We start from the raw sequence: 20,263 nt of genomic DNA on the forward strand, positions 1-20,263 counted from the left end.
ATAGATGCATGTAAAATGGAAGACGATTTTTGGAGCCGTTCTCGGTTTTATGCTGATAGGGGCGGGGAGCGCAGCTGCGGAAGAAGGTTTTGTCGATCTGCAGCACTCGAAGTGGGCAGAGGATGGCATCACGTATATGGCGAAACGGGGAACAGTGGCCGGATATGGCAATGGGATATTCAAGCCTGAGGCACAGGTGACGAGGGCACAAGCCGTCACATTTATGGTTCGGGAGCTTTATTCGGAGCAGCTTCAAAGAGAAGTGAAAGGCACAACCTATTCGGATGTTCCAACTACACACCCCTTTTATAGAGAAATTACAATAGCAACCAAAAATGGACTTGCGAGCGGATTCCCTAACGGGACCTTCCGTCCGGACGTACCGCTTAGCCGCGCAGAGACTGCGGCGTTCCTTACACGCGCATATTCACTCGCGGAAGGCAATGAACCCGCAAGATGGACAGATACGGACAGGCATTGGGCAGCAGCACCTATTCTAATCATGAGTTCCAATGGTCTGGTCGGCGGTTATTCGGATGCTACTTTTCGTCCAAATCAATCTGTCACGCGCGCTGAATATGCCGTGTTTATGTCGCGTGTGATTCGGTTCGAACGCGAAGCCGCCATTCGGACCCAAGATTGGGACAAGCTGATATCCTATATGACGGTAAATGAGCAAGTTGGCCAGATGCTTATGCCTGACATTAGGCAGTGGAATGGTAAAGCGACGACGACCGTTAATGAAGGACTGAAACGCAGTATCCATGATCAGGACCTGGGCGGACTTATTCTTTTCGATAAAAATATCGTAGACGTGAAGCAGCTTACAACGTTCACACATGATCTGCAAAGAGAAGCCGGTGATATTCCTCTATTTCTTAGTATCGACCAAGAAGGAGGCGTTATTAAGCGCATACCCGGCGGGACGAATCTGCCGGGTCAAATGGCGCTTGGCGCAACGGGAGACACTGTACTGGCTCAAGCCGCCGGGCAGCTGACAGGGGAGGAGCTGAAGGCACTGGGACTGCAGATTAACTTTGCGCCAGTGCTAGACATCAATAGCAATCCGGACAACCCCATCATTGGCATCCGATCATTTGGCTCGAATGCAGATTTGGTGACGCGGCTTGGTCTCGCCACAATACAGGGCTTACAGCAATCCGGGGTGATGGCGGCAGTGAAGCATTTTCCGGGGCATGGAGATACGCAGGTAGACTCCCATCTCGGAATGCCGGTATTAACTCATAATCGGGAGCGTCTTGATGCGGTAGAATTAAAACCGTTTCGTGCTGCAATCGAGAATGGGGTAGAGATGATTATGACCGCACATATTGCTTTTCCTGCCATAGATAACGAGCAGGTCACTTCGCTCAAAGACGGAGAACGTGTGCCGATTCCTGCCACTTTATCGAAAAAGGTACTGACCGGACTTCTTCGCGGAGAGCTCGGATATGAAGGTCTCATCATCTCGGATGCTTTTACCATGAATGCAATTGCGGAGCATTTTGGAGAAAATAAATCGGTAGAGCGCGCCATTTCCGCAGGTGTTGATATCATCCTTATGCCGAAAGATTCAGCAGCGGCCCATCAAACGTTGGTGAACGCGGTGAACAATGGAACGATCAAGGATGAAACTATACATGCATCCGTGAAACGAATCTTGGAGATGAAAGCGAAATATGGTTTGTTTGAACGCAGTCAAACTCTTGCGCAAAAGCTAACTCAGCTCAACGGTATCATTGGATCGAAGGCGCATCGAGCAGTGGAGCAGACAATTGCAGAGCGAGCAGTCACTCTACTCAGCAGTCGCGACGGTGTGCTTCCTGATCCAATGAAGCAAGGAGACCGAATTGTCATTGTCGCAGCCGAGCAGGACCAGGCGAAACAGCTTGAGAAGCAACTATTGCAAGCCGCTAATAACCTGTCATTAAAGACAGAAATATCAGTTGTTGGTCAAGACAAAATGAATGAAACCCTTCAGGCGGCGATTGGCAAAGCCAATTATGTCATTCTTGCATCTTACCAATTCCGTAATGTTGCCAGCCAGTTCGGTTGGAGCGATTATCAAACCTTGATTGATGCGATGAACAAGAGTAATCAGCGATACACCCTATTGTCACTCGGCAACCCTTACGAGATGATCTATTTGCAGAACGTGCGCTCAGGGCTTGCTGTGTATGGAAAGCAGGAGCCGAATACGTCTGCCGGGATCAAAGTTTTGCTTGGTCAACTGAAAGCGGGGGGGACATTGCCCGTACAAACGGATTAACGCCTCATTAATAATGAAGAAAAAAACGGATTCCAGCATACGGAATCCGTTTTTTATTTTAAACTTTGATTTTACCTATCCATGCTAACATGCTATCCCTCGGGTATTTCCTCGCTACAGACAAAATGAAGCAGCATCTTCACAAATTGCTCCGTCATCCGAGTATCCATTGCATTGGATTTCGACGGATCGATCTTAACAACCCGTTGAAGCATGCCCATCAACGTTGTGAAGATAAACTGAGCAAGTTCCAGCGGAGGAGACAGATTCTTGATACTGCCATCAGCTACGCCTATGGATAAAGCGTGCAAGAGGAAATGCTTTTCTTTTCCGTTCTGGTTGAACTTATCATACTGTTCTCTCAATTCTGGACTAAAATCATACATCTCATAGTTGATATCAAATAATTGAATGAATCGGATGTAGTCTGGATGCTCCTGGGCAAAAACAACCCATGCATTCAACATGACCGTGAGCTGCTCTCGTCCGTTCAAATCCTTCGTTGATGTACGGCTAACCTCATCGGTTAAATGTTCGATCAATTGCATCTGAATGGCTAGAAGAAGCTCATCCATCGACTGAAAATGTTTATAGAAGGTCACTCTGCTAAGTTCAGCTTTCGTGCATACATCCTTTATCTTCACCTGGAGCAATCCATATTTCAAAAAAAGCTCTTTACCTGCTTTTATCAGATCATCACGATTTTTATTTCTCAATTGTTGATGCCAGTTTTCATTCACTTGTATACAGTTGTCCTTTCCTTGAACGGAATGCTTTCATTGTAAGTGCAAGAGAAGCAAGAAGCATAATTGCACCAAAAATATACGGGAAGTTGATGTTTTTGTCAAATAGTAGCCCTGCGATCAGTGGGCCGAATACCGTTCCCAGACTGGAGAATGTGGTGTTCAGACCAGACGCATAACCTTGCCGATCACCTGCGTTTTTGGATATTAGCGTGCTGATTGCTGGTCGCAAGAATGAATTGAATGCAAAATATAGCGCAGAAGCAAATAATAGAAAGACAAGGTTGACCTTAATTAACATCAACAATAACGCTATGGGTGTAATCATTAATGAAAGACGGATGAGCTTGACTTCACCAATTCTCTGCACGAACCAATCCAGTAGCCAAATTTGCACAACAATACCGATAATCGCTCCCAAGGTGATGATGATGGAGATCGTTGTGGCGTCAAAACCGTATTTTTGCTCTGCAAAAAGAGCGAATACCGTCTCATAACTCATGAGGCCAAAGGTCATGACGAGAAGCAAAATTAAGTATTTGAAATAAGGTACTTTAAACGAACTCCAGATTTTTTTACCTAGGTGATCTCTCTTTTGAGTACGAATGGAGGCCGTTCTTTTCTCAGGCGGAAGTGTCTCAGGCAGTAGCAGTGTAAGTAAAGCCGCTATCAATCCCAAACCGGCTGCGAAGAAATAAGGAATGCGAATGCCCATCTCAGCGATTAAACCACCCAGTCCAGGGCCAAGTACAATTCCCAGATTCATGGCTGCCCCAAAGTATCCCATGCCCTTGGCACGAGTCTCTGGCGTTGTAATATCAGCTACATAAGCGAGGTTCGCAGGGACCATTAAGCCAAGACTGATTCCACCAATGAAACGTGCGACATACAAGAGAGGCAGCGAAGTGGAAAGTGCAAAGATCACATCCGAAACAACGGAAAGAAACATGCCGGCCATGATCAATTTTTTGCGCCCAAAGCGATCAGACAATTGTCCCCCGAGTGGTGAAAACAAGAATTGAGCCGCCCCAAAGGCGGCTACCAAAAATCCGGCGACGGTACCTCCCGCATGAAAAAGCTTCAGATACTCTGGCAATATGGGAATAAGCATTCCTTGCCCCAATAAAGCAATAAACAGATTCAACATTAGAATGAAGAGCGGCAGGCGAATTGATTTTGGCAATGTACTCATGTACGTATTATTCTCCTTTATTTACACAATGTTAACCTTTACAATATGTAAACCATATTAATGGACTAGAAGGAGATTTGTAAATCTTTTTTTAGTGTGACAGTGAATTAAACGTTAAGATGGCACTTCTCTCACCAACACCAGAAATGGTCACCAGATTGTCCATGACATTCAGCGGATGTTGAATGGCCTTACAGTGGAGTCTTCTATATCATATTAAAAAACAGCATGAGAAAGAGAGGAATCAGAGTGAGTGCTAGAACAGTAGTTTTATTGGAAGAATCATGGTTGTTTCAGGCAGATACCGAGAATCAGGGCATGGAACTACAATGGTATGAAGAGGGTCCTCCCTTGGGTGAAATCGTTAAGATTCCCCACACGTGGAACGTGAAAAATGGGTTAGAGGAGTTCCGTGGAACGGGATGGTACAGTCATGATTTTTACGCTCCTCTGGAATGGGAAGGGAAATTACTGCGGTTACAGTTTGATGCAGTTTATCGAGATGCGGTGGTTTGGGTAAACGGAAAACGTGTAGGAGAACATACTCAATCAGGTTACACTCCATTTGTTATAGAGATCTCCGACACAGTCATCTTTGATACAACCAACCACATCGTAGTATCAGTGAATAATGAAAATAGCCACACGGCTCTTCCCATGGGAAATAGCTTTGATTGGGCAGACGACGGCGGAATTATTCGCGGCGTATCGCTGCTGGTTAGCGGTCGCACGGCAATCGACTATTTCAAACTTCAAGCGGCTCCTTTCTTTACGGACGATATGGATGGAACTGAAGCTCCATACGGCATGTTATCTGGTGAGATTCGTTTGTGGGAGCAACCACCACATGAGTCTGAGTGCAAATTTGTAAAACTGAAAGTGATCATTTCGTATGAAGAAGACATATTAACTTCGAGGGAATGGGAAATGTCCAGCGATGAAGGTGTTCTACGTTTTCGTGACATCAAGGTGGAACGTCTGAAGTTGTGGCATTTTGATCATCCCCATCTATACACAGTATCCATTTCTTTATACTCGGATGGCGCCCTTACAGATGAGGTAACCCTAACTGTTGGATTTAGAGAGATTCGCTCAGAGGGAATTACGTTGTTGCTGAACCGTGAGCCGGTGCGTCTTATGGGGGTTGAATGGATGCCCGGATCGAATCCTCAGAGCGGCATGGCAGAATCGGTAGCACAGTTGGAAGAGATGCTTGGTCATATGAAACACGCGAATTGTGTTATTACTCGCTTTCACTGGCAACAGGATAGCAAGCTGCTGGAATGGTGCGATCGTAACGGGTTACTGGTACAGGAGGAGATTCCACATTGGCAGACTCCAGAAGATCCTAATGATGAATGGTTGAACATTTCAATTAAGCATGCCCAAGAAATGATCCATCGGCACTACAATCATCCTTGCATCTATGCATGGGGTATCGGCAACGAGGTGAATGGACAGTCCACTGTTACAGTTCGGTATTTTGAGAAACTCAAATCTCTGGTGCATGGACTTGACGATACGAGATTCATTAACTATGTGTCTAACACTGTGCATGAGAATCCCGCCCAGGATGCCACGGGTGTAGGTGACATGGTCATGTGGAACGATTATATCGGGACATGGCATGGTGAGTTGGACAGGCCGGAAGTTATCCAACATATGACTAGGAATTTACCAAATAAACCTCTCGTGGTAGCTGAATATGGACTATGTGAGCCTGCTTTTAATGGCGGGGATGAGCGACGTACACAGATCCTATTGGAAAACACAAGGGAGTACCGGAAGCATCCTGCCATTGCAGCGCTCATATACTTCAGCCTAAACGATTATCGTACGCAAATGGGGGAGGAAGGCGAGGGAAGGCTGCGCCAACGGGTGCATGGTTCCATGAGTTTAGATGGCACGCCCAAGCCTTCTTACGAAGCTATGCGCCGATTAGCTTCACCAATCAACCTCAACGTGGAACTGGTTAAGGAGAAGGCTCAAATCGTAGTAACCGTGGAGAACCGAAATGACATTCCCTGTTATCGGATATCTGGTTATACGCTGAGACTGGTTAACCCGCTCGGTGATTGCATTACTGAACACATCCCGGATTTATCACCTGGGGAGAAGCACGTGTTTTATTTTACCGACATTCCTGAGAATCGATGGAACGAACTTATGTTAGATATCATCAGACCCACCGGATTTTCGGTGAGTAGCGGTTCGCTGATGACATACACGTAAATAACTGGAGGTGGGAACGCGTGAAATTAGAAGAGTTGTTCACGGTACATGTGAATATCGAGAAATCATTTGATCTACAGAATAGCGAAGGCGATTCGGTTGTTATGATTACTTTTACAGGCAGCGCAACAGGAAAGTACTTTGAGGGAATCGTGTTAGGTGGAGGCGTGGATACTCAAATCATCGGGAAGAATGGGGACCCGCATACTCTCTCGGCAAGATATATGCTCCACGGAACGGACAACACAGGGCATAGCTGCAAAATTTATATCGAAAACAACGGAAACATCGACAAATCGCTGAAAACTGCATTGTTCCGCACTTCCCCCAAAATGATTACGAACAGCGAGGCTTTATCCTTTTTGAACAGTGCGACGCTTATTGGCGAAGGTCATCCAACGGAATCTGGAATAGATATAAAAATATATAGGGCCGCGCTATGATAACAGGAAACATATGATAACTATTTTGTTCATGTGTCGGGGCGCAAGATAGCCTGTTATACAGAGTCAGAGTCGCTAATGAGCGGCTCTTTTTGTCGTAATGCGATTTTAGGTCAATATTTATATGTATTCTTTTACATTGAATTAACAAAGAATGGGTACTACGCAGACATTCCTCGCCTATAGTATGATGAGCGAAAATAAACCGATATTAAGCGGAATAAGGAGAAAACTATTCAATATGATCATCAAAAAAATCGGAATTTCAGTAGTATCACTCACCATGTTGACATCAGTAAGTATGTTTGACGTATATGGTGCAGCTTCAAAACGCATGATCGAAGTGTCCGAACAATCGGCTAACGTGGTTGTGAACGGTCAAAGGGTGGAAGGAGAATCGTTTCTATACAACGGAGTCACTTATGTACCGGCAAGAGCGATTGGGGAAGCCTTGGGAAAAGAGGTAGACTGGGATAACAACACCCAATCGGTGTTTGTTGGACAAAAGATTAACGATGAGCAGGGGTACCGTGGTACCAAAACGCCATATCCTTTCAAAGAAGCAAGTTATACAGAAGCTCCTGATGGATATGAGCCCGTATTTATTAACTACGTAGGAAGACATGGTTCCAGACATCTATCCAGTTCCAAGTACGACAAGACGCTTTTTGAACTGCTCGACATCGCTGAAAAGGATGGGCAGATTACCAATCTGGGCAAAGAGCTGAAGAAGGAAATTGGCAAACTGATGGTGGTTGAAAAAGATCATTATGGATTGCTATCCACCACGGGTGGAGAAGAACTGAAAGGAATAGGAAGCAGAGTCGGGCAGAATTTCAAAGAACTATTTACATCAGATAAAAAAGTAATTGCACAAGCAACTTTCAAAGATCGAACGCCCCAGAGCAGAGATCAGTTTATTGACGGGTTAAAGGACAGCTTGGGAGATAACAAGGTAGACATTCTGGCTTCAGCCTTTGAAGAAGAGCAAGATCCTTATCTACGTCCCTACGATTTAGCTACAAAGTATAACGAATATGCTGAAGATGGAGACTGGGTTAAGTTATACGAGGATTATGTTACTCAGAGCACAGGAACGCGTTATGCAAAAGAAGTACTTTTGCAATTTTTCTCTGAAGACTTCTACAAGCGGTTGAACGCTGGAGAGTTCGAGCTGAAGGATGAGAAGGGAAAAGTGAAGCTCAGCAACCCAACCGAGGCTGCTTCTAATCTATATGAACTGTACATCATCTCTTCGAATATTAAAGGAGAAGGTGACTTCGAATTCGGGCGGTATTTCACAACCAATCAGTTAAAGTGGTACGAGAGCGTCGACAATATCAATGACTTTTATGAAAAAGGTCCATCCTTAACGTCAACAGATCTGCCGCAGAATATCATTGCACCCCTGGTCAAAGAACTGATCGTGTCAACCGAACAGTCCATTCAACAGAAAGACACGGCTGGTATATTTCGTTTTGCTCACGCAGAAACCATCATTCCACTATCTTCATTCCTGGATATCGCCGGAGCGAATGTTAGTGTAGACAAGCCACAGGACGTGACCCAAAACTGGAATGGCTCGGTCATCTCACCAATGGGGGCAAATATCCAATGGATTCTGTACTCCAACGGTAAAGATGTTTTGGTAAAAATGCTTAGAAATGAAGAAGAAATCGCCTTCCCAATTGAAACCAAGACCTACCCATACTATAAGTGGGAAGATGTGAAGACATATTACCAAAACAAACTGCAGAAGGTAGGCGTAAGCTTGGACAGCAGTTTGGAAGATAATATTGAACTTTTACAGAAGAAATTCTAATTGGTTGAACGAAGAAAGCAACTCCACTCCAAGGGGCTGCTTTCTTTTTTTGCATTTTGAATGAAATGGATCAATAAAAAAATTCCAAAACAAAATGTGACCAAATGCCGTCCTTAAGAGTGTTAGAGGTATAAAGGAGGGCATACCAACCATGCAGCGATCAGTTCCCCAGCTGGGCGATCATGTGATGAAAGTCTATGAGACATACGCGGATACGCTGTTCCGGATTGCCATGGTGCACCTCGGCAGACGAGAAGACGCGGAGGAAGCCACTCAGGATACCTTCATCAAACTAATAGAAAAAGCCCCTACATTCAACGATGCGGAGCATCAGAAAGCATGGTTGATTCGGGTCATCACCAATCATTGCAAATCCTTATTAGGCAGAGGCTGGCGTAAACGGGAGGTCAAGTTGGAGGGAGTCGATCCCCTTACTACGGACAACCCTGAAGATCACGCATTGATCGAACTCGTGCTGTCACTGCCCGTCAAGTATAGATCGGTGGTCCATCTGTATTATTACGAAGATTATCCAATCCGAGAAATCAGCGAGATCCTGGAGATTAGCGAGTCAGCAGTGAAAATGAGATTGAAACGTGGCAGACAGCTGTTAAAACTGGAGCTTGAAGGAGAGGAACTGTAATGAACGAAGAACAATTCAAACGAAACTACAAGAAAGCGGTGGATCATATGAAAACAAACGAGCAAATGAAAAAACGGGTAGAGCAATCTTTGAACACGCAACATCAGGGGCCAAAACGTCAACGTAAACCACTATACATTGCAGCAAGTGTCGTTATCGCTGCCAGCATTGGGTTGGCTGCGCCAAGTGTATGGCAACAATTCAATGGACCAGCGGCACCAACACCACAGGTGGCAGGGGTTACCCCGGGCGCATCATTCAACCCGATTGTGATTCCGAAGATGGAGTTGCCGGATTCAAACGGCAAAGGTGCCATGGCAAGTATGCTGCAACTGGTTGTCTATGAGGGTAACGTATATACACAGTCCCCAACATTAATTGAAGGCACCAGTGCGCTCAACCTGCGCGGCGAAAAACTGGGTACCACAACTGGCGGCATCGATGAGCTGAGCGGCCAGGATAAATACACGGAGCTTGCTTCCAACATTGGCGAAGCAGACATTTATACGGTCAATGGCTACGATAAGGATTTCCGTATCATGTCTTACACCGAGATTGATGGTCAGGTGTATGCTCAACTATTTGACAAAAACAACGGAATCACCATCAGTAGCGGAGCCGACCTGATCGGCAAACTTCATCTCGAAGGCAACATCGCTTCGGCGCAATGGGAGACGTTTGACAGCTGGAACAATGGATTGCAGCAGCTTCAGCCGTTAGCAGCGGACGAATCGTTGGAAAGCTTCATCTCGGCGTTATCTGCTGCAAAACCGATCGCAACGAGCCCGGAGTTGGAAGAGAACCTCTACGGCAAGGAAGATCGCAAGATCATCTACCTCACGCTTGAAGATAAAACGCAGGTTCCACTGGTTCTGTTCGGTGAAGGTCTGGTGCGCTATGGTAATGTTCCGGCATTCCTGGAAGTTGAGAAAGGCGCGTTTCAAACATTCTGGAACAGCCTGGGCGAGTAAGGAAGACACAGCGATACAAGTGCAAGGAGTAGATGGAGAAGAGCGAACAGTGCACTCAAGTGCTTTGTTCGCTCTTTTTTGAATAACAAAAAAACAAAAGCTGAGGCGATCATCAGGAAACAATAATTGATTTGAACTTGTGTGAGCAGTTCAATATTCAAACAATCACTTGATAGGATTAGGCAATAAAATGATATGAATAGGATATAGTTTCTTTTCTCTTTCAATGTAAAATGGGTACACCTAGCTTTAACAAAGAAGAAACAGGAGGTTTGATGAATATGAATCGAATTGAAAGAAGCCAAGAAACATATAAAAAACTATTCGGCGATGGGGTTCCAGCGGCATATGCTACACATCCTGAATTTCAGGGCATATTGAGTCGCTTCATATTTGGTGAAATTTTCGATCAAGGGGCCCTTGACGATAAACAACGTGAGCTTATTACACTGGTCGTACTGGCTACGAATCAAACGTTGCCCCAGCTTAAGGCACATGTTCTTGCCGCGCTAAATGTTGGACTGACACCAGTGGAGATCCAAGAAGCAATCTACCAATGTGCACCTTATTTGGGATTCCCGAAAACCTTAAATGCCATATCGGAAATGAATGAAGTTTTCAAAGAACAACATGTTGTACTGCCTCTTGAAAGTCAAAAACGGGTTGAAGAAGATAACCGCCTTGACAAAGGACTTGGTATCCAAAAAGAGATTTTTGGCGATATTATTGAGAAAAACCGGAAAAATACCCCGTCAAATCAGAAGCATATACAGGACTACCTTTCAGCATTTTGCTTTGGTGACTTCTATACCCGTGGAGGTCTGGATCTCAAAACAAGAGAGCTACTTACTCTTTGTATACTAAGTGCACTCGGAGGTGCGGATAGTCAAGTCAAAGCACACGTTCAGGGCAATATCAATGTTGGCAATAATAAAGAAACCATGATCACCGCTATTACTCACTGCCTTCCCTACATGGGATTTCCTCGAACACTAAATGCTTTAGGTTGCGTTAATGAAATCATTCCAGAGAAATAATCTTCTTTATTTAAAGCAACAGGCAGTTGATTATCCCAATCAACTGTCTTCTTCTGGTTAACAGGAAGGTATAGCAAGAAATTAATGATTCAGAAGACACTTAACACGATGTAAACCAGGAGGATTTATGGAATTAAGAGTACTTCGATATTTTTTGACAGTAGCTCGTGTTGAAAATATCACACATGCTGCGACGATCTTACATGTCACACAGCCTACGTTAAGCAGGCAGTTGGCTGATCTGGAAAAAAACTTAGAAACTCAATTGTTTATACGCGGGAAAAGTAAAATAACACTGACAGATGCAGGCATGCTTCTACGTCAAAGAGCAGAAGAAATTCTCACGCTTGCGGATAAAACGGAGAAAGAGTTTAAAGATCAGAACAACCTGGTTGGAGGAACCATATCGATCGGGAGTGTCGAATCATTGACATCCAATGTTATTTTACAATTATTAAAAGACTTCAATATGGAGTATCCGCAGGTTAAATATCACATCTATAGTGGAACGGGGGATGACATAAAGGAGCGAATCGATAAAGGACTGCTCGATGTGGGCATTTTGTTAGAGCCCATTCACATTGAGAAATACGATTTTATCAGACTGCCCCAGAAGGAGCGCTGGGGAGTCCTTATGAAGACCTCATCACCTCTTGCACAGAAAGAATATGTAACTTCAACAGATTTAGCCGGAGTACCTCTGCTCATATCCAGCCGATCTGTCGTACAGAACGAGATTGCAAGCTGGTTTGCCGATGAGTATGCACATTTAAACTTCGTTGCGACCTATAATTTAATATCTAACGTACTTAACCTCGTAGAGGAGGGGTTAGGGGCCGCAATTTGTATTGAGGGTGCGCTTGCAATGAAGCAGTCTGACACGTTATGCTTTAGACCTTTTCAACCGGAACTTCAGTTTCCAACGGTGATTGTCTGGAAAAAACATAAGGTATTCAGTCAAACTGAGGTGCGTTTTTTGGAACATATCAGGCATGCCTTTCAGGCATAATGAAGTATAAATTATAGGTATTGGCTATAGCTGTTTATCAGATGATATTTTAAAGGTGTAATGAATGCAGCCTTTATGTATTACAGATAAATAGCTTTTTTATTGTAATGAGAAGTTATTTAGAGCGCTTTCGGTTTCATTCATTTAGGTGGCAACAACAAGAGGGGGCATTATTGGATGAGCAAGAAACATGAAAAGTTGGCTCAGGATATTGTAGAGAAAGTGGGCGGTAGTGAGAATGTATCCACTCTGACTCACTGTATGACTAGGCTTAGATTTGCACTGAATGATACAAGTAAAGCAGATCAAAAAGCGCTTAAGTCGTTTGATGGCGTTATTGATGCGGTTGAGAGCGGCGGACAATTTCAAGTCGTTATTGGCACACATGTTGAAGACGTTTACAAAGAAGTGATCAAGCATCTTCAACCTAACACGAGTTCATCGGGTGAACCAACTCATGTTAGGAAAGTTAGTATTTTGGGGAAACTAATCGATTTCGTCTCTGGAACATTTAGTCCGATTGTTCCTGCTATAGCTGGTGCTGGTATGATCAAGGCGTTACTCGCTCTCCTTATTTTGTTCAACTGGATTTCAAAAGATTCCCAAACCTACTATGTCGTAAGTCTTATGTCAGATGCTATTTTCTACTTTTTACCATTCTTATTGGCGTTCTCAGCTGCAAATAAACTAAAATGCAGTCCCGTCTTAGCACTCGTTTTAGCCGGTATTTTACTCCATCCCAACTTGACACAATTGCGTTTGGATGGGACTGACGTAAGTGTTTTTGGAATCCCGCTAACTCTTGTATCTTATAGTTCATCTGTAGTTCCAATTCTCTTAATAGTTTGGTCACAATCATATATTGAATCTATGTTTAAAAGGATCATTCCGAATGCAGTAAAAGTTATTTTTGTTCCCATGTGCACTATTTTAGTAACGGGAATTCTGGCCTTAACCGTATTGGGACCACTGGGGTCATTTTTCGGAACGTATTTAGCTATGGGCTTTGACTTCTTGGCCGCACATGGTAGCTGGCTGGTTATTTTCCTGGTTGCAACCTTCTGGCCAATACTGGTTATGTTTGGATTACACCATAATATTGTTCCTCTATCCATTGCTCAAATCACCACATCAGGCTATGAGAATATCCTCGGTCCTGGAGCGATGATCAATTGTATAGGTCAAGGTGTTGCGGCATTAGTTGTAGGGATGAGAACAAAGGATAAAGCGTTAAAACAAATTTCAGCTTCCAGTGGGATCACAGCGTTGATGGGCATCACAGAACCAGCTCTTTACGGCGTAAACTTACCGAAGAGATACCCACTTGTAGCGGGTATGATCGGAGCTGCCAGTGGGGGACTCTTTGCAGGGTTAATGGATGTTTCTCGTTACGCAACAGGCGCTTCAGGAATCCCGGCGATTCCGCTGTACATTGGTGAAAATATCTGGAATCTATATAACATTTTGATCGCACTTGTTATAACAACTGTCGTAACTGCTGTGCTTACCTATTTGCTCAGTTTGAAATATGAAAAAGACGCACCTTCACAGAACACTATTTCAAATGCGAACGAAGTGAGTGGGGTTGCGGATGAAGTCATTACAATTAACGATTCCGTTATTGCAACTCCACTTAAAGGTCAGCTTATTCAACTTCAGGATGTACAAGATGTAGCGTTTGCCTCAGAGGCGATGGGTAAAGGAATTGCTATTGAACCCAGCGAGGGGAAAGTCATTGCTCCATTTGATGGCATGATTGTATCTCTATTTCCTAAGAAACATGCTATTGGACTATTATCCGATGAAGGAGTCGAAATTCTTATTCATGTCGGCTTAAATACAGTTAAGTTGAACGGAAAATATTTTGAAGCTTTCGTGGAAGAAGGTCAGAGAATCACGAAAGGACAGACCTTGCTGACTTTTGATCTGGAAAAAATAAGACAAGAAGGATATGTCACTCAAACGCCTGTTATTGTAACCAATACGTATAGTTACTCGGATGTGATCGCAGAGACTAGTCCCCAAAATATTGATTTTAACAATACATTGTTGGTTGTCAAAGCTTAACAAGACTATAAGTTAGGAGTGTATTTTAATGACATTAAGAAAAGACTTTTTGTGGGGCGGAGCTGTTGCTGCAAACCAATGTGAAGGTGGATATGCCGAAGGTAACAAGGGACTATCCACAGTTGATGTAATCCCGGCAGGGAAAGATCGTGTTCCTGTCATGCGAGGGAAATTAAAAATGTTGGAGTGTGATCAAGAGCATTTTTATCCGAGTCATGAGGCTATTGATTTTTATCATCGGTATAAAGAAGACATTGCATTACTTGCAGAGATGGGCTTTACATGTTTCCGTTTATCTTTGGCATGGACTCGGATCTATCCTAATGGAGATGACGAGTTGCCCAACGAAGAGGGCTTGAAATTCTATGAAAATGTATTTGATGAATGTTTGAAGTATGGCATTGAGCCGTTAGTCACCATTACCCATTTTGATGTCCCTATTCATTTGGTAAAAACAATTGGATCGTGGAGAAGTCGAAAAATGGTGGATTATTATGAGAGATTGTGTGAAACGATCTTCTCCCGTTATAAAGATAAAGTGAAGTATTGGCTTACCTTTAATGAAATCAACATGCTGTTGCATCTACCTTTTGGGAGCTCTGGTCTAGTGTTTGAAGAAGGTGAGAATGAGGATGCTGTGAAGTATCAGGCAGCTCATCATCAATTGATAGCAAGTGCAAAAGCAACTGAAATTGCGCGTAGAATTAACCCGGAAATCAAGATTGGCTGTATGTTAGCAGGTGCCAACACTTACCCGTATACATGTGCACCAGATGATGTCTGGAAAGCCATGACAAGAGATCGCGAGCATTACTTCTTCGTCGATGTACAATCCCGAGGAGAATACCCAAACTATGCCAAGAAAATGTTAGAACGAATGAATATTCACTTAGCCATGGAAGATGGGGACGAGGAATGTTTGAAAAATAATACGGTTGATTTCGTTTCGTTCAGTTACTACGGTTCACGGTTAACCAGTGCAGACCCGGAAGTAAACACACAAACGGCAGCTAACCTGTTTCCCACACTGCGCAATCCTCATCTGAAAACGAGTGAATGGGGATGGCAAATCGATCCTGAAGGACTAAGAATTACAATGAACTCCTTGTATGACCGATATCAAAAGCCACTATTCATCGTTGAAAATGGCTTAGGAGCGATAGATACTCCTGATAAGACGGGATATGTTGCTGATGATTATAGAATCGAGTATCTGCGTCAACACATCCAAGCTTTCATAACAGCAGTGGAAGAAGATGGCGTAGAGTTGTTGGGTTACACGTCCTGGGGTTGCATTGATTTAGTAAGCTCAAGTTCTGGAGAGATGAGTAAACGATACGGATTCATTCATGTCGACAAAGATGACGCTGGAACTGGTACGTTGAAACGCAGCAAGAAAAAATCCTTTGAATGGTTCAAAAAAGTTATTCAAAGTAACGGCAAAGAACTCTAATCGACTGAGCAGTAACGTATGAAGTCATCGACTTATGCGTTACTGCTTTATCCATTTATCGCAGCATCAAGGCTAACTACTGGCCATATGAAGCAAAAATAAACACTTAGGAGTTGGTTTTTTATAATATCTATGGAGAAGCTTAAAACATATTCGTTATTGTCTGTTGCGTTATTAATTTCTTCAGGTCCAGTGATTGCCGCTAACATTCCTGCAATAGCCAATGATTTTCCAGAGATATCGGTAACACACGTAGGATTATTAACGACCATACCTTCATTATTTGTTATTCTTGGTGTGTTAATTGCTAATCGACTTGAACTTCTCATCGGGAAGAAAGCAACTATACTAACTGGTTTAGGACTTGTTCTCCTTGCGGGAGTATTCCCTGCATTGTATCATGACCTTTTTTCGTTGCTGTTCATTTCTCGTTGTTTGTTTGGGTTAGGTGTAGGTTTATTTAACCGGCTCATCATTCAGATGATCAGTGACATGTATCATAACAATCCAGGTAAACAAGCAACCGTAATTGGCTTAGAAAGTGCCTTTGAGGGATTAGGAGGCATTTGTCTGACACTACTCGTTGGTCAACTATTGAAAATGGGCTGGCACACATCATTTTATGTCTACGCCCTGGCACTTCCTATTTTCATCGCGTTCCTGATTTTCGTTCCTTCTGATAAAAAAGAGCTTAATAGAAGAGAAGAGGTCACAACGAATCCAAGCCACACAAATAATAGAAAAGCCCTTCAAGTCATGATCGGCTATGGTCTCTTATTATTTGTGATTGTAGCTATCTTCATCAATTATAATTTACAGATTACTCCTTTGATTTTGGAGAAAAATATCGGAACTGCGACAAACGGAAGCAATATGATTGCATTTATAGGTTTAGGAGCTTTTGTAGCCGGCTTTTCTTTTGGAAAAGTATACAAAACATTCGGTAACTATATCGTTCCATTATCGATTCTGTTACTTGGAGGCTCGATGTTCGTTACGACAATCTCGCAAAGTATCATGCTTACTACCGTGTGCTCAATGATCATCGGGTTTTCATTCCGCTGTATAATGCCCTATTTATTGCATACGTTTGCTCAACAAATCGCCAAAATGGCTAAGTTGGGTACCACCATTGTTCTGATCGCATATAACTTGGGAGCCACACTTTCACCGTATGAAGGAAGGTTAATTACGCAATTATTACAACTAGATACAGTGCAATCATTAGTCTCCAGTAATGCAATGATCCTATTATGGATTTCAGCAGCTAGTTTTGGAGGAGTAACCCTTCATCGCAAAAAGAAGAATATTCAACAAACATAGAAGACAGGGAACATCTTGATATGGAGTTCCCTTGTTTTAGAGTGAGTTGTATGAACCGTTTAAATTTTAATACGTCACGCTACCTGGGGACCATTTTATCGTCATTATTGATTGGGATCGTCATGGGAGATACATTCAGTGTTACAGGATTTCAAATGCTTGGAATCATCCTTACGGTGCTTGCTTTATCGTTGATCATTATGAGCATACGTAGCAAGGAGGATGGGGTGAATCCAGAGCAGGTAAACTAAGCGAATCCGTCTTGCAATACCACGGTTGCACCCAATGAATCAATAGCTCCATTGGGTGTTTTTTTTGTTTTTCACCAAGTTGTCAGAAAGAGTTGATCCTTTCTTGAACGTTTAGGGTAGAAGACGTGACTTTGATTGAATTAGATAAAAATAAAGATATAATAATTTTGATTATTAGGTCTTGTAGAGCATTTTCTATGCATTTGATATCAGGAATCAACAGGAGTAAACGCAAAGAACATGTGGCAAGATATCGTTGTCGTTTACTTTGTGAAATTTTTCTCTTAATTCGTTCACATGAACGATTAGGAACGTCCAAACCTGGTATTTAATGCAACTAATGAGTAGCAGACCTGGTCCTAAGCAAAAATTGATCACAAAAATGAAACAGAGTTTGAAAGGAGGCAACACAAAGAATGGCTATTGATACGGTGTTATGGAGCAGGCTGGTGACGGGTTTGACGCTCGGTTTCCACGTGATTTTTGCAACGCTTGGTGTCGGCGTACCTTTGATGATTGCTATTGCAGAGTTCATCGGTATTCGGAAGAAAGATCACCATTACATACTTATGGCAAAGAGGTGGTCCAGAGGGTTTGTCATTTCTGTGGCGGTGGGTGTCGTGACAGGTACAGCGATATCACTGCAGTTGGCCCTGGTATGGCCGAATTTTATGAAACTGGCCGGGAATGTCATTGCACTGCCACTATTTATGGAAGTATTCGCATTCTTTTTTGAAGCGATATTCCTGGGCATTTATCTGTACACGTGGGATCGGTTCAAAAATCCGTATATCCACTGGCTGCTGACTATCCCGATTGTCGCCGGGGCAGGCATGTCAGCTGTTTTTATTACAACAGTGAACGGATTTATGAACCAGCCTGAAGGCTTTGTCATGGAAGCAGGTCAATTCATGGCAGTGAACCCCGTACAAGCGATGCTGAATACGGCGACTTTCTCCAAGGTGTTCCATGTATTAAGCTCAGCCTATCTGACAGGAGCTGCACTGTTAGCGGGAATTGCAGCCTTTGCGATGCTGAGAAAAGGAGTTTCGGACTACCACAAGAAAGGCTTGAATCTCATGATGGCCGTTGTGTTGGTATTCAGTTTATTAAATTCCTTAGCTGGAGATGTATCTGCCAAGTTTTTGGCTGAGCATCAGCCGGAGAAGCTTGCAGCTGCCGAGTGGCATTTCGAGACAGAAAGCGGAGCGGATTTAATTTTATTGGGATGGCTGAATGCTGAACATGAAATTATAGGTGCGCTGCATTTGCCGAAAGTGCTAAGCTTCCTCGCCTTTGGAGACTTTAACGCCGAAGTAACCGGATTGAATGAATTTCCACCAGACGAGCATCCACCATTACTTGTGCATTACTTGTTTGATCTAATGGCTGGAATAGGTTTCGCTCTGCTCGCTATATCAAGTCTGTACTTCCTGTTTGTATTCTGGAAGAAACGTAATCAGTTTAACAAGTGGATGCTTCGTATGGTTGCACTCAGTGCACCGCTTGCTTTTCTGGCCGTTGAGATGGGATGGTTCTATGCAGAAGTGGGGCGACAGCCATGGATCATCCGAGGTTATATGCGGGTAGAAGAGGCTGCTACGTCTTCCCCGAGTGTGAGAATTTTATTTTTCGTTTTCTTGCTTTTGTATATCGTACTCGGTGTTATCTGTGTTCTCGTGTTGAGACGTTTGTTTAATAACAATCCTGCTGACCTTGAGATGGAGAAATGGTTGAAAGAGAAGAATAATCAATCAGCCGAGAAAGGGGAGCAGGCCTGATGAGTTATGAATTGATTGGTATATCGGTACTCTGGCTGTTCTTGTACGGCTATCTTATTGTAGCATCCATTGATTTTGGAGCAGGGTTCTTCGCCTTTTATGCACGCCTGACGAAGCAGGATCACCTCATTAATCGTCTGATCTCTCGCTATCTATCACCGGTCTGGGAGATCACTAATGTATTTTTTGTCTTTTTCTATATTGGTATCGTCGGGTTTTTCCCGGATACCGCTTACTATTATGGCTCCGCGCTGCTTGTTCCGGGAAGTATTGCCGTCATTCTACTTGCCATTCGTGGGTCGTTCTATGCTTTCGAAAATTATGGTTCCAAAAAAAGTATCGTGTACTTGTTTTTATACGGAGCTACTGGTTTGCTTATTCCGGCGTCGTTGTCAGTAGCACTGACATTGTCTGAAGGTGGCTTTATTTTGAAGCAGGGGGATACCGTTTCCCTGGATTACTGGGCGCTGTTCACCAATCCATTATCGTGGAGCATCGTTGGTCTAGCCATCGTGTCCGTATTGTTCATTAGCGGATCCTTTCTCACATTTTACGCTTCACGGGCAGAGGATCATTCGGCATTGAAGCTGATGCGGAACTATGCTTTGTTCTGGAGCACACCGACCATTATTCTCGCGCTGACTGCATTTATATATTTGGGTCAACACAATGAGCGTCATTTTCAAAACATGATGGATTTATGGTGGCTGCTGGCGCTTTCCGTTGCATTTTTCATGATTGCCATGTGGCTTTTATATAACGGACGCCGTTATGGTTTAGCTTTTATATGTATCATGCTGCAATTTTTCACAGCCTTTTTCGCCTACGGAATTGGGCAATATCCTTATATTCTTGATCCATACATCACCATTCAGAGCAGCGCCACATCGCCTGCAATGGGCTTCGCACTCGTCGTTGTGTTTATCGGGGGGCTGTGCCTGTTAATTCCTTCTCTGATTCTGGTCTTCAAACTGTTCCTGTTTGATGCGGATTATGTGAAAGGGAAAAAATAAAGGAGGAGCATTCA

Annotated in this window: 15 protein-coding genes and 1 pseudogene; 14 read left to right on the forward strand and 2 right to left on the reverse strand. The window is 43.5% G+C overall.

Features of this window, described 5'->3' with window-relative positions; all coding sequences use genetic code 11:
• The first annotated feature begins 4 nt into the window (after nt 1-4).
• Complete coding sequence (locus NYE45_RS14685; RefSeq protein WP_340017228.1) at nt 5-2,269, forward strand: glycoside hydrolase family 3 N-terminal domain-containing protein; 2,265 nt, start codon at nt 5-7, stop codon at nt 2,267-2,269.
• A gap of 92 nt (nt 2,270-2,361) precedes the next feature.
• On the opposite strand, the gene NYE45_RS14690 is transcribed toward NYE45_RS14685, so the two are convergent.
• Both NYE45_RS14690 and NYE45_RS14695 read right to left on the reverse strand, forming a co-directional pair.
• The gene (locus NYE45_RS14690; protein WP_340017229.1) at nt 2,362-2,985 is read right to left on the reverse strand and encodes a TetR/AcrR family transcriptional regulator; all 624 of its coding nucleotides are present in this window, start codon (nt 2,983-2,985) and stop codon (nt 2,362-2,364) included.
• Between the two features lie 16 nt (nt 2,986-3,001).
• Nucleotides 3,002-4,204: an MFS transporter gene (locus NYE45_RS14695; protein WP_340017230.1), complete on the reverse strand. Its 1,203-nt coding sequence runs from the start codon at nt 4,202-4,204 to the stop codon at nt 3,002-3,004.
• A gap of 249 nt (nt 4,205-4,453) precedes the next feature.
• Here NYE45_RS14695 and NYE45_RS14700 point away from each other — a divergent pair, with 249 nt between their 5' ends.
• From NYE45_RS14700 to NYE45_RS14760, 13 genes and pseudogenes are all read left to right on the forward strand, one after another.
• On the forward strand, nt 4,454-6,436 hold the full coding sequence (locus NYE45_RS14700) for a glycoside hydrolase family 2 TIM barrel-domain containing protein (RefSeq protein ID WP_340017231.1): 1,983 nt from the start codon (nt 4,454-4,456) through the stop codon (nt 6,434-6,436).
• Between the two features lie 20 nt (nt 6,437-6,456).
• Complete coding sequence (locus NYE45_RS14705) at nt 6,457-6,879, forward strand: DUF3237 family protein (RefSeq protein ID WP_340017232.1); 423 nt, start codon at nt 6,457-6,459, stop codon at nt 6,877-6,879.
• A gap of 241 nt (nt 6,880-7,120) precedes the next feature.
• Nucleotides 7,121-8,701 (forward strand): histidine-type phosphatase, encoded by a 1,581-nt coding sequence (locus NYE45_RS14710; protein ID WP_340017233.1) that lies wholly within the window; start codon nt 7,121-7,123, stop codon nt 8,699-8,701.
• A 151-nt stretch (nt 8,702-8,852) separates the two neighbouring features.
• The gene (locus NYE45_RS14715; protein WP_036615805.1) at nt 8,853-9,344 is read left to right on the forward strand and encodes a sigma-70 family RNA polymerase sigma factor; all 492 of its coding nucleotides are present in this window, start codon (nt 8,853-8,855) and stop codon (nt 9,342-9,344) included.
• Nucleotides 9,344-10,315 carry a hypothetical protein gene (locus NYE45_RS14720; protein WP_340017234.1) on the forward strand — a complete coding sequence of 324 codons (972 nt, stop codon included), beginning with the start codon at nt 9,344-9,346 and terminating at the stop codon, nt 10,313-10,315. The genes NYE45_RS14715 and NYE45_RS14720 overlap by 1 nt, the downstream gene beginning before the upstream one ends.
• Before the next feature lie 281 nt (nt 10,316-10,596).
• A complete protein-coding gene (locus NYE45_RS14725; RefSeq protein ID WP_340017235.1) occupies nt 10,597-11,352 on the forward strand; it encodes a carboxymuconolactone decarboxylase family protein in 756 nt (251 codons plus the stop codon).
• Nucleotides 11,353-11,479: 127 nt separating this feature from the next.
• The gene (locus NYE45_RS14730) at nt 11,480-12,361 is read left to right on the forward strand and encodes a LysR family transcriptional regulator (RefSeq protein WP_340017236.1); all 882 of its coding nucleotides are present in this window, start codon (nt 11,480-11,482) and stop codon (nt 12,359-12,361) included.
• A 177-nt stretch (nt 12,362-12,538) separates the two neighbouring features.
• Nucleotides 12,539-14,428, forward strand: coding sequence for a beta-glucoside-specific PTS transporter subunit IIABC (locus NYE45_RS14735; protein WP_340017237.1), 1,890 nt, complete (start codon nt 12,539-12,541; stop codon nt 14,426-14,428).
• Nucleotides 14,429-14,456: 28 nt separating this feature from the next.
• Entirely contained in the window at nt 14,457-15,881 is a 1,425-nt protein-coding gene (locus NYE45_RS14740) for a 6-phospho-beta-glucosidase (RefSeq protein ID WP_340017238.1), read from the forward strand.
• Between the two features lie 132 nt (nt 15,882-16,013).
• Complete coding sequence (locus NYE45_RS14745) at nt 16,014-17,204, forward strand: MFS transporter (RefSeq protein ID WP_340017239.1); 1,191 nt, start codon at nt 16,014-16,016, stop codon at nt 17,202-17,204.
• A 53-nt stretch (nt 17,205-17,257) separates the two neighbouring features.
• A pseudogene (locus NYE45_RS14750) lies at nt 17,258-17,455 on the forward strand (MFS transporter); the annotation flags it as partial.
• Nucleotides 17,456-17,871: 416 nt separating this feature from the next.
• A complete protein-coding gene (locus tag NYE45_RS14755) occupies nt 17,872-19,236 on the forward strand; it encodes a cytochrome ubiquinol oxidase subunit I (protein ID WP_340017240.1) in 1,365 nt (454 codons plus the stop codon).
• Nucleotides 19,236-20,249: a cytochrome d ubiquinol oxidase subunit II gene (locus NYE45_RS14760; RefSeq protein ID WP_339170232.1), complete on the forward strand. Its 1,014-nt coding sequence runs from the start codon at nt 19,236-19,238 to the stop codon at nt 20,247-20,249. The genes NYE45_RS14755 and NYE45_RS14760 overlap by 1 nt, the downstream gene beginning before the upstream one ends.
• Nucleotides 20,250-20,263 lie beyond the last annotated feature (14 nt).

Origin of the sequence: Paenibacillus sp. FSL K6-1318 (genome assembly GCF_037976905.1) — a bacterium.
Classification (GTDB): Bacteria; Bacillota; Bacilli; order Paenibacillales; family Paenibacillaceae; genus Paenibacillus; species Paenibacillus amylolyticus_A.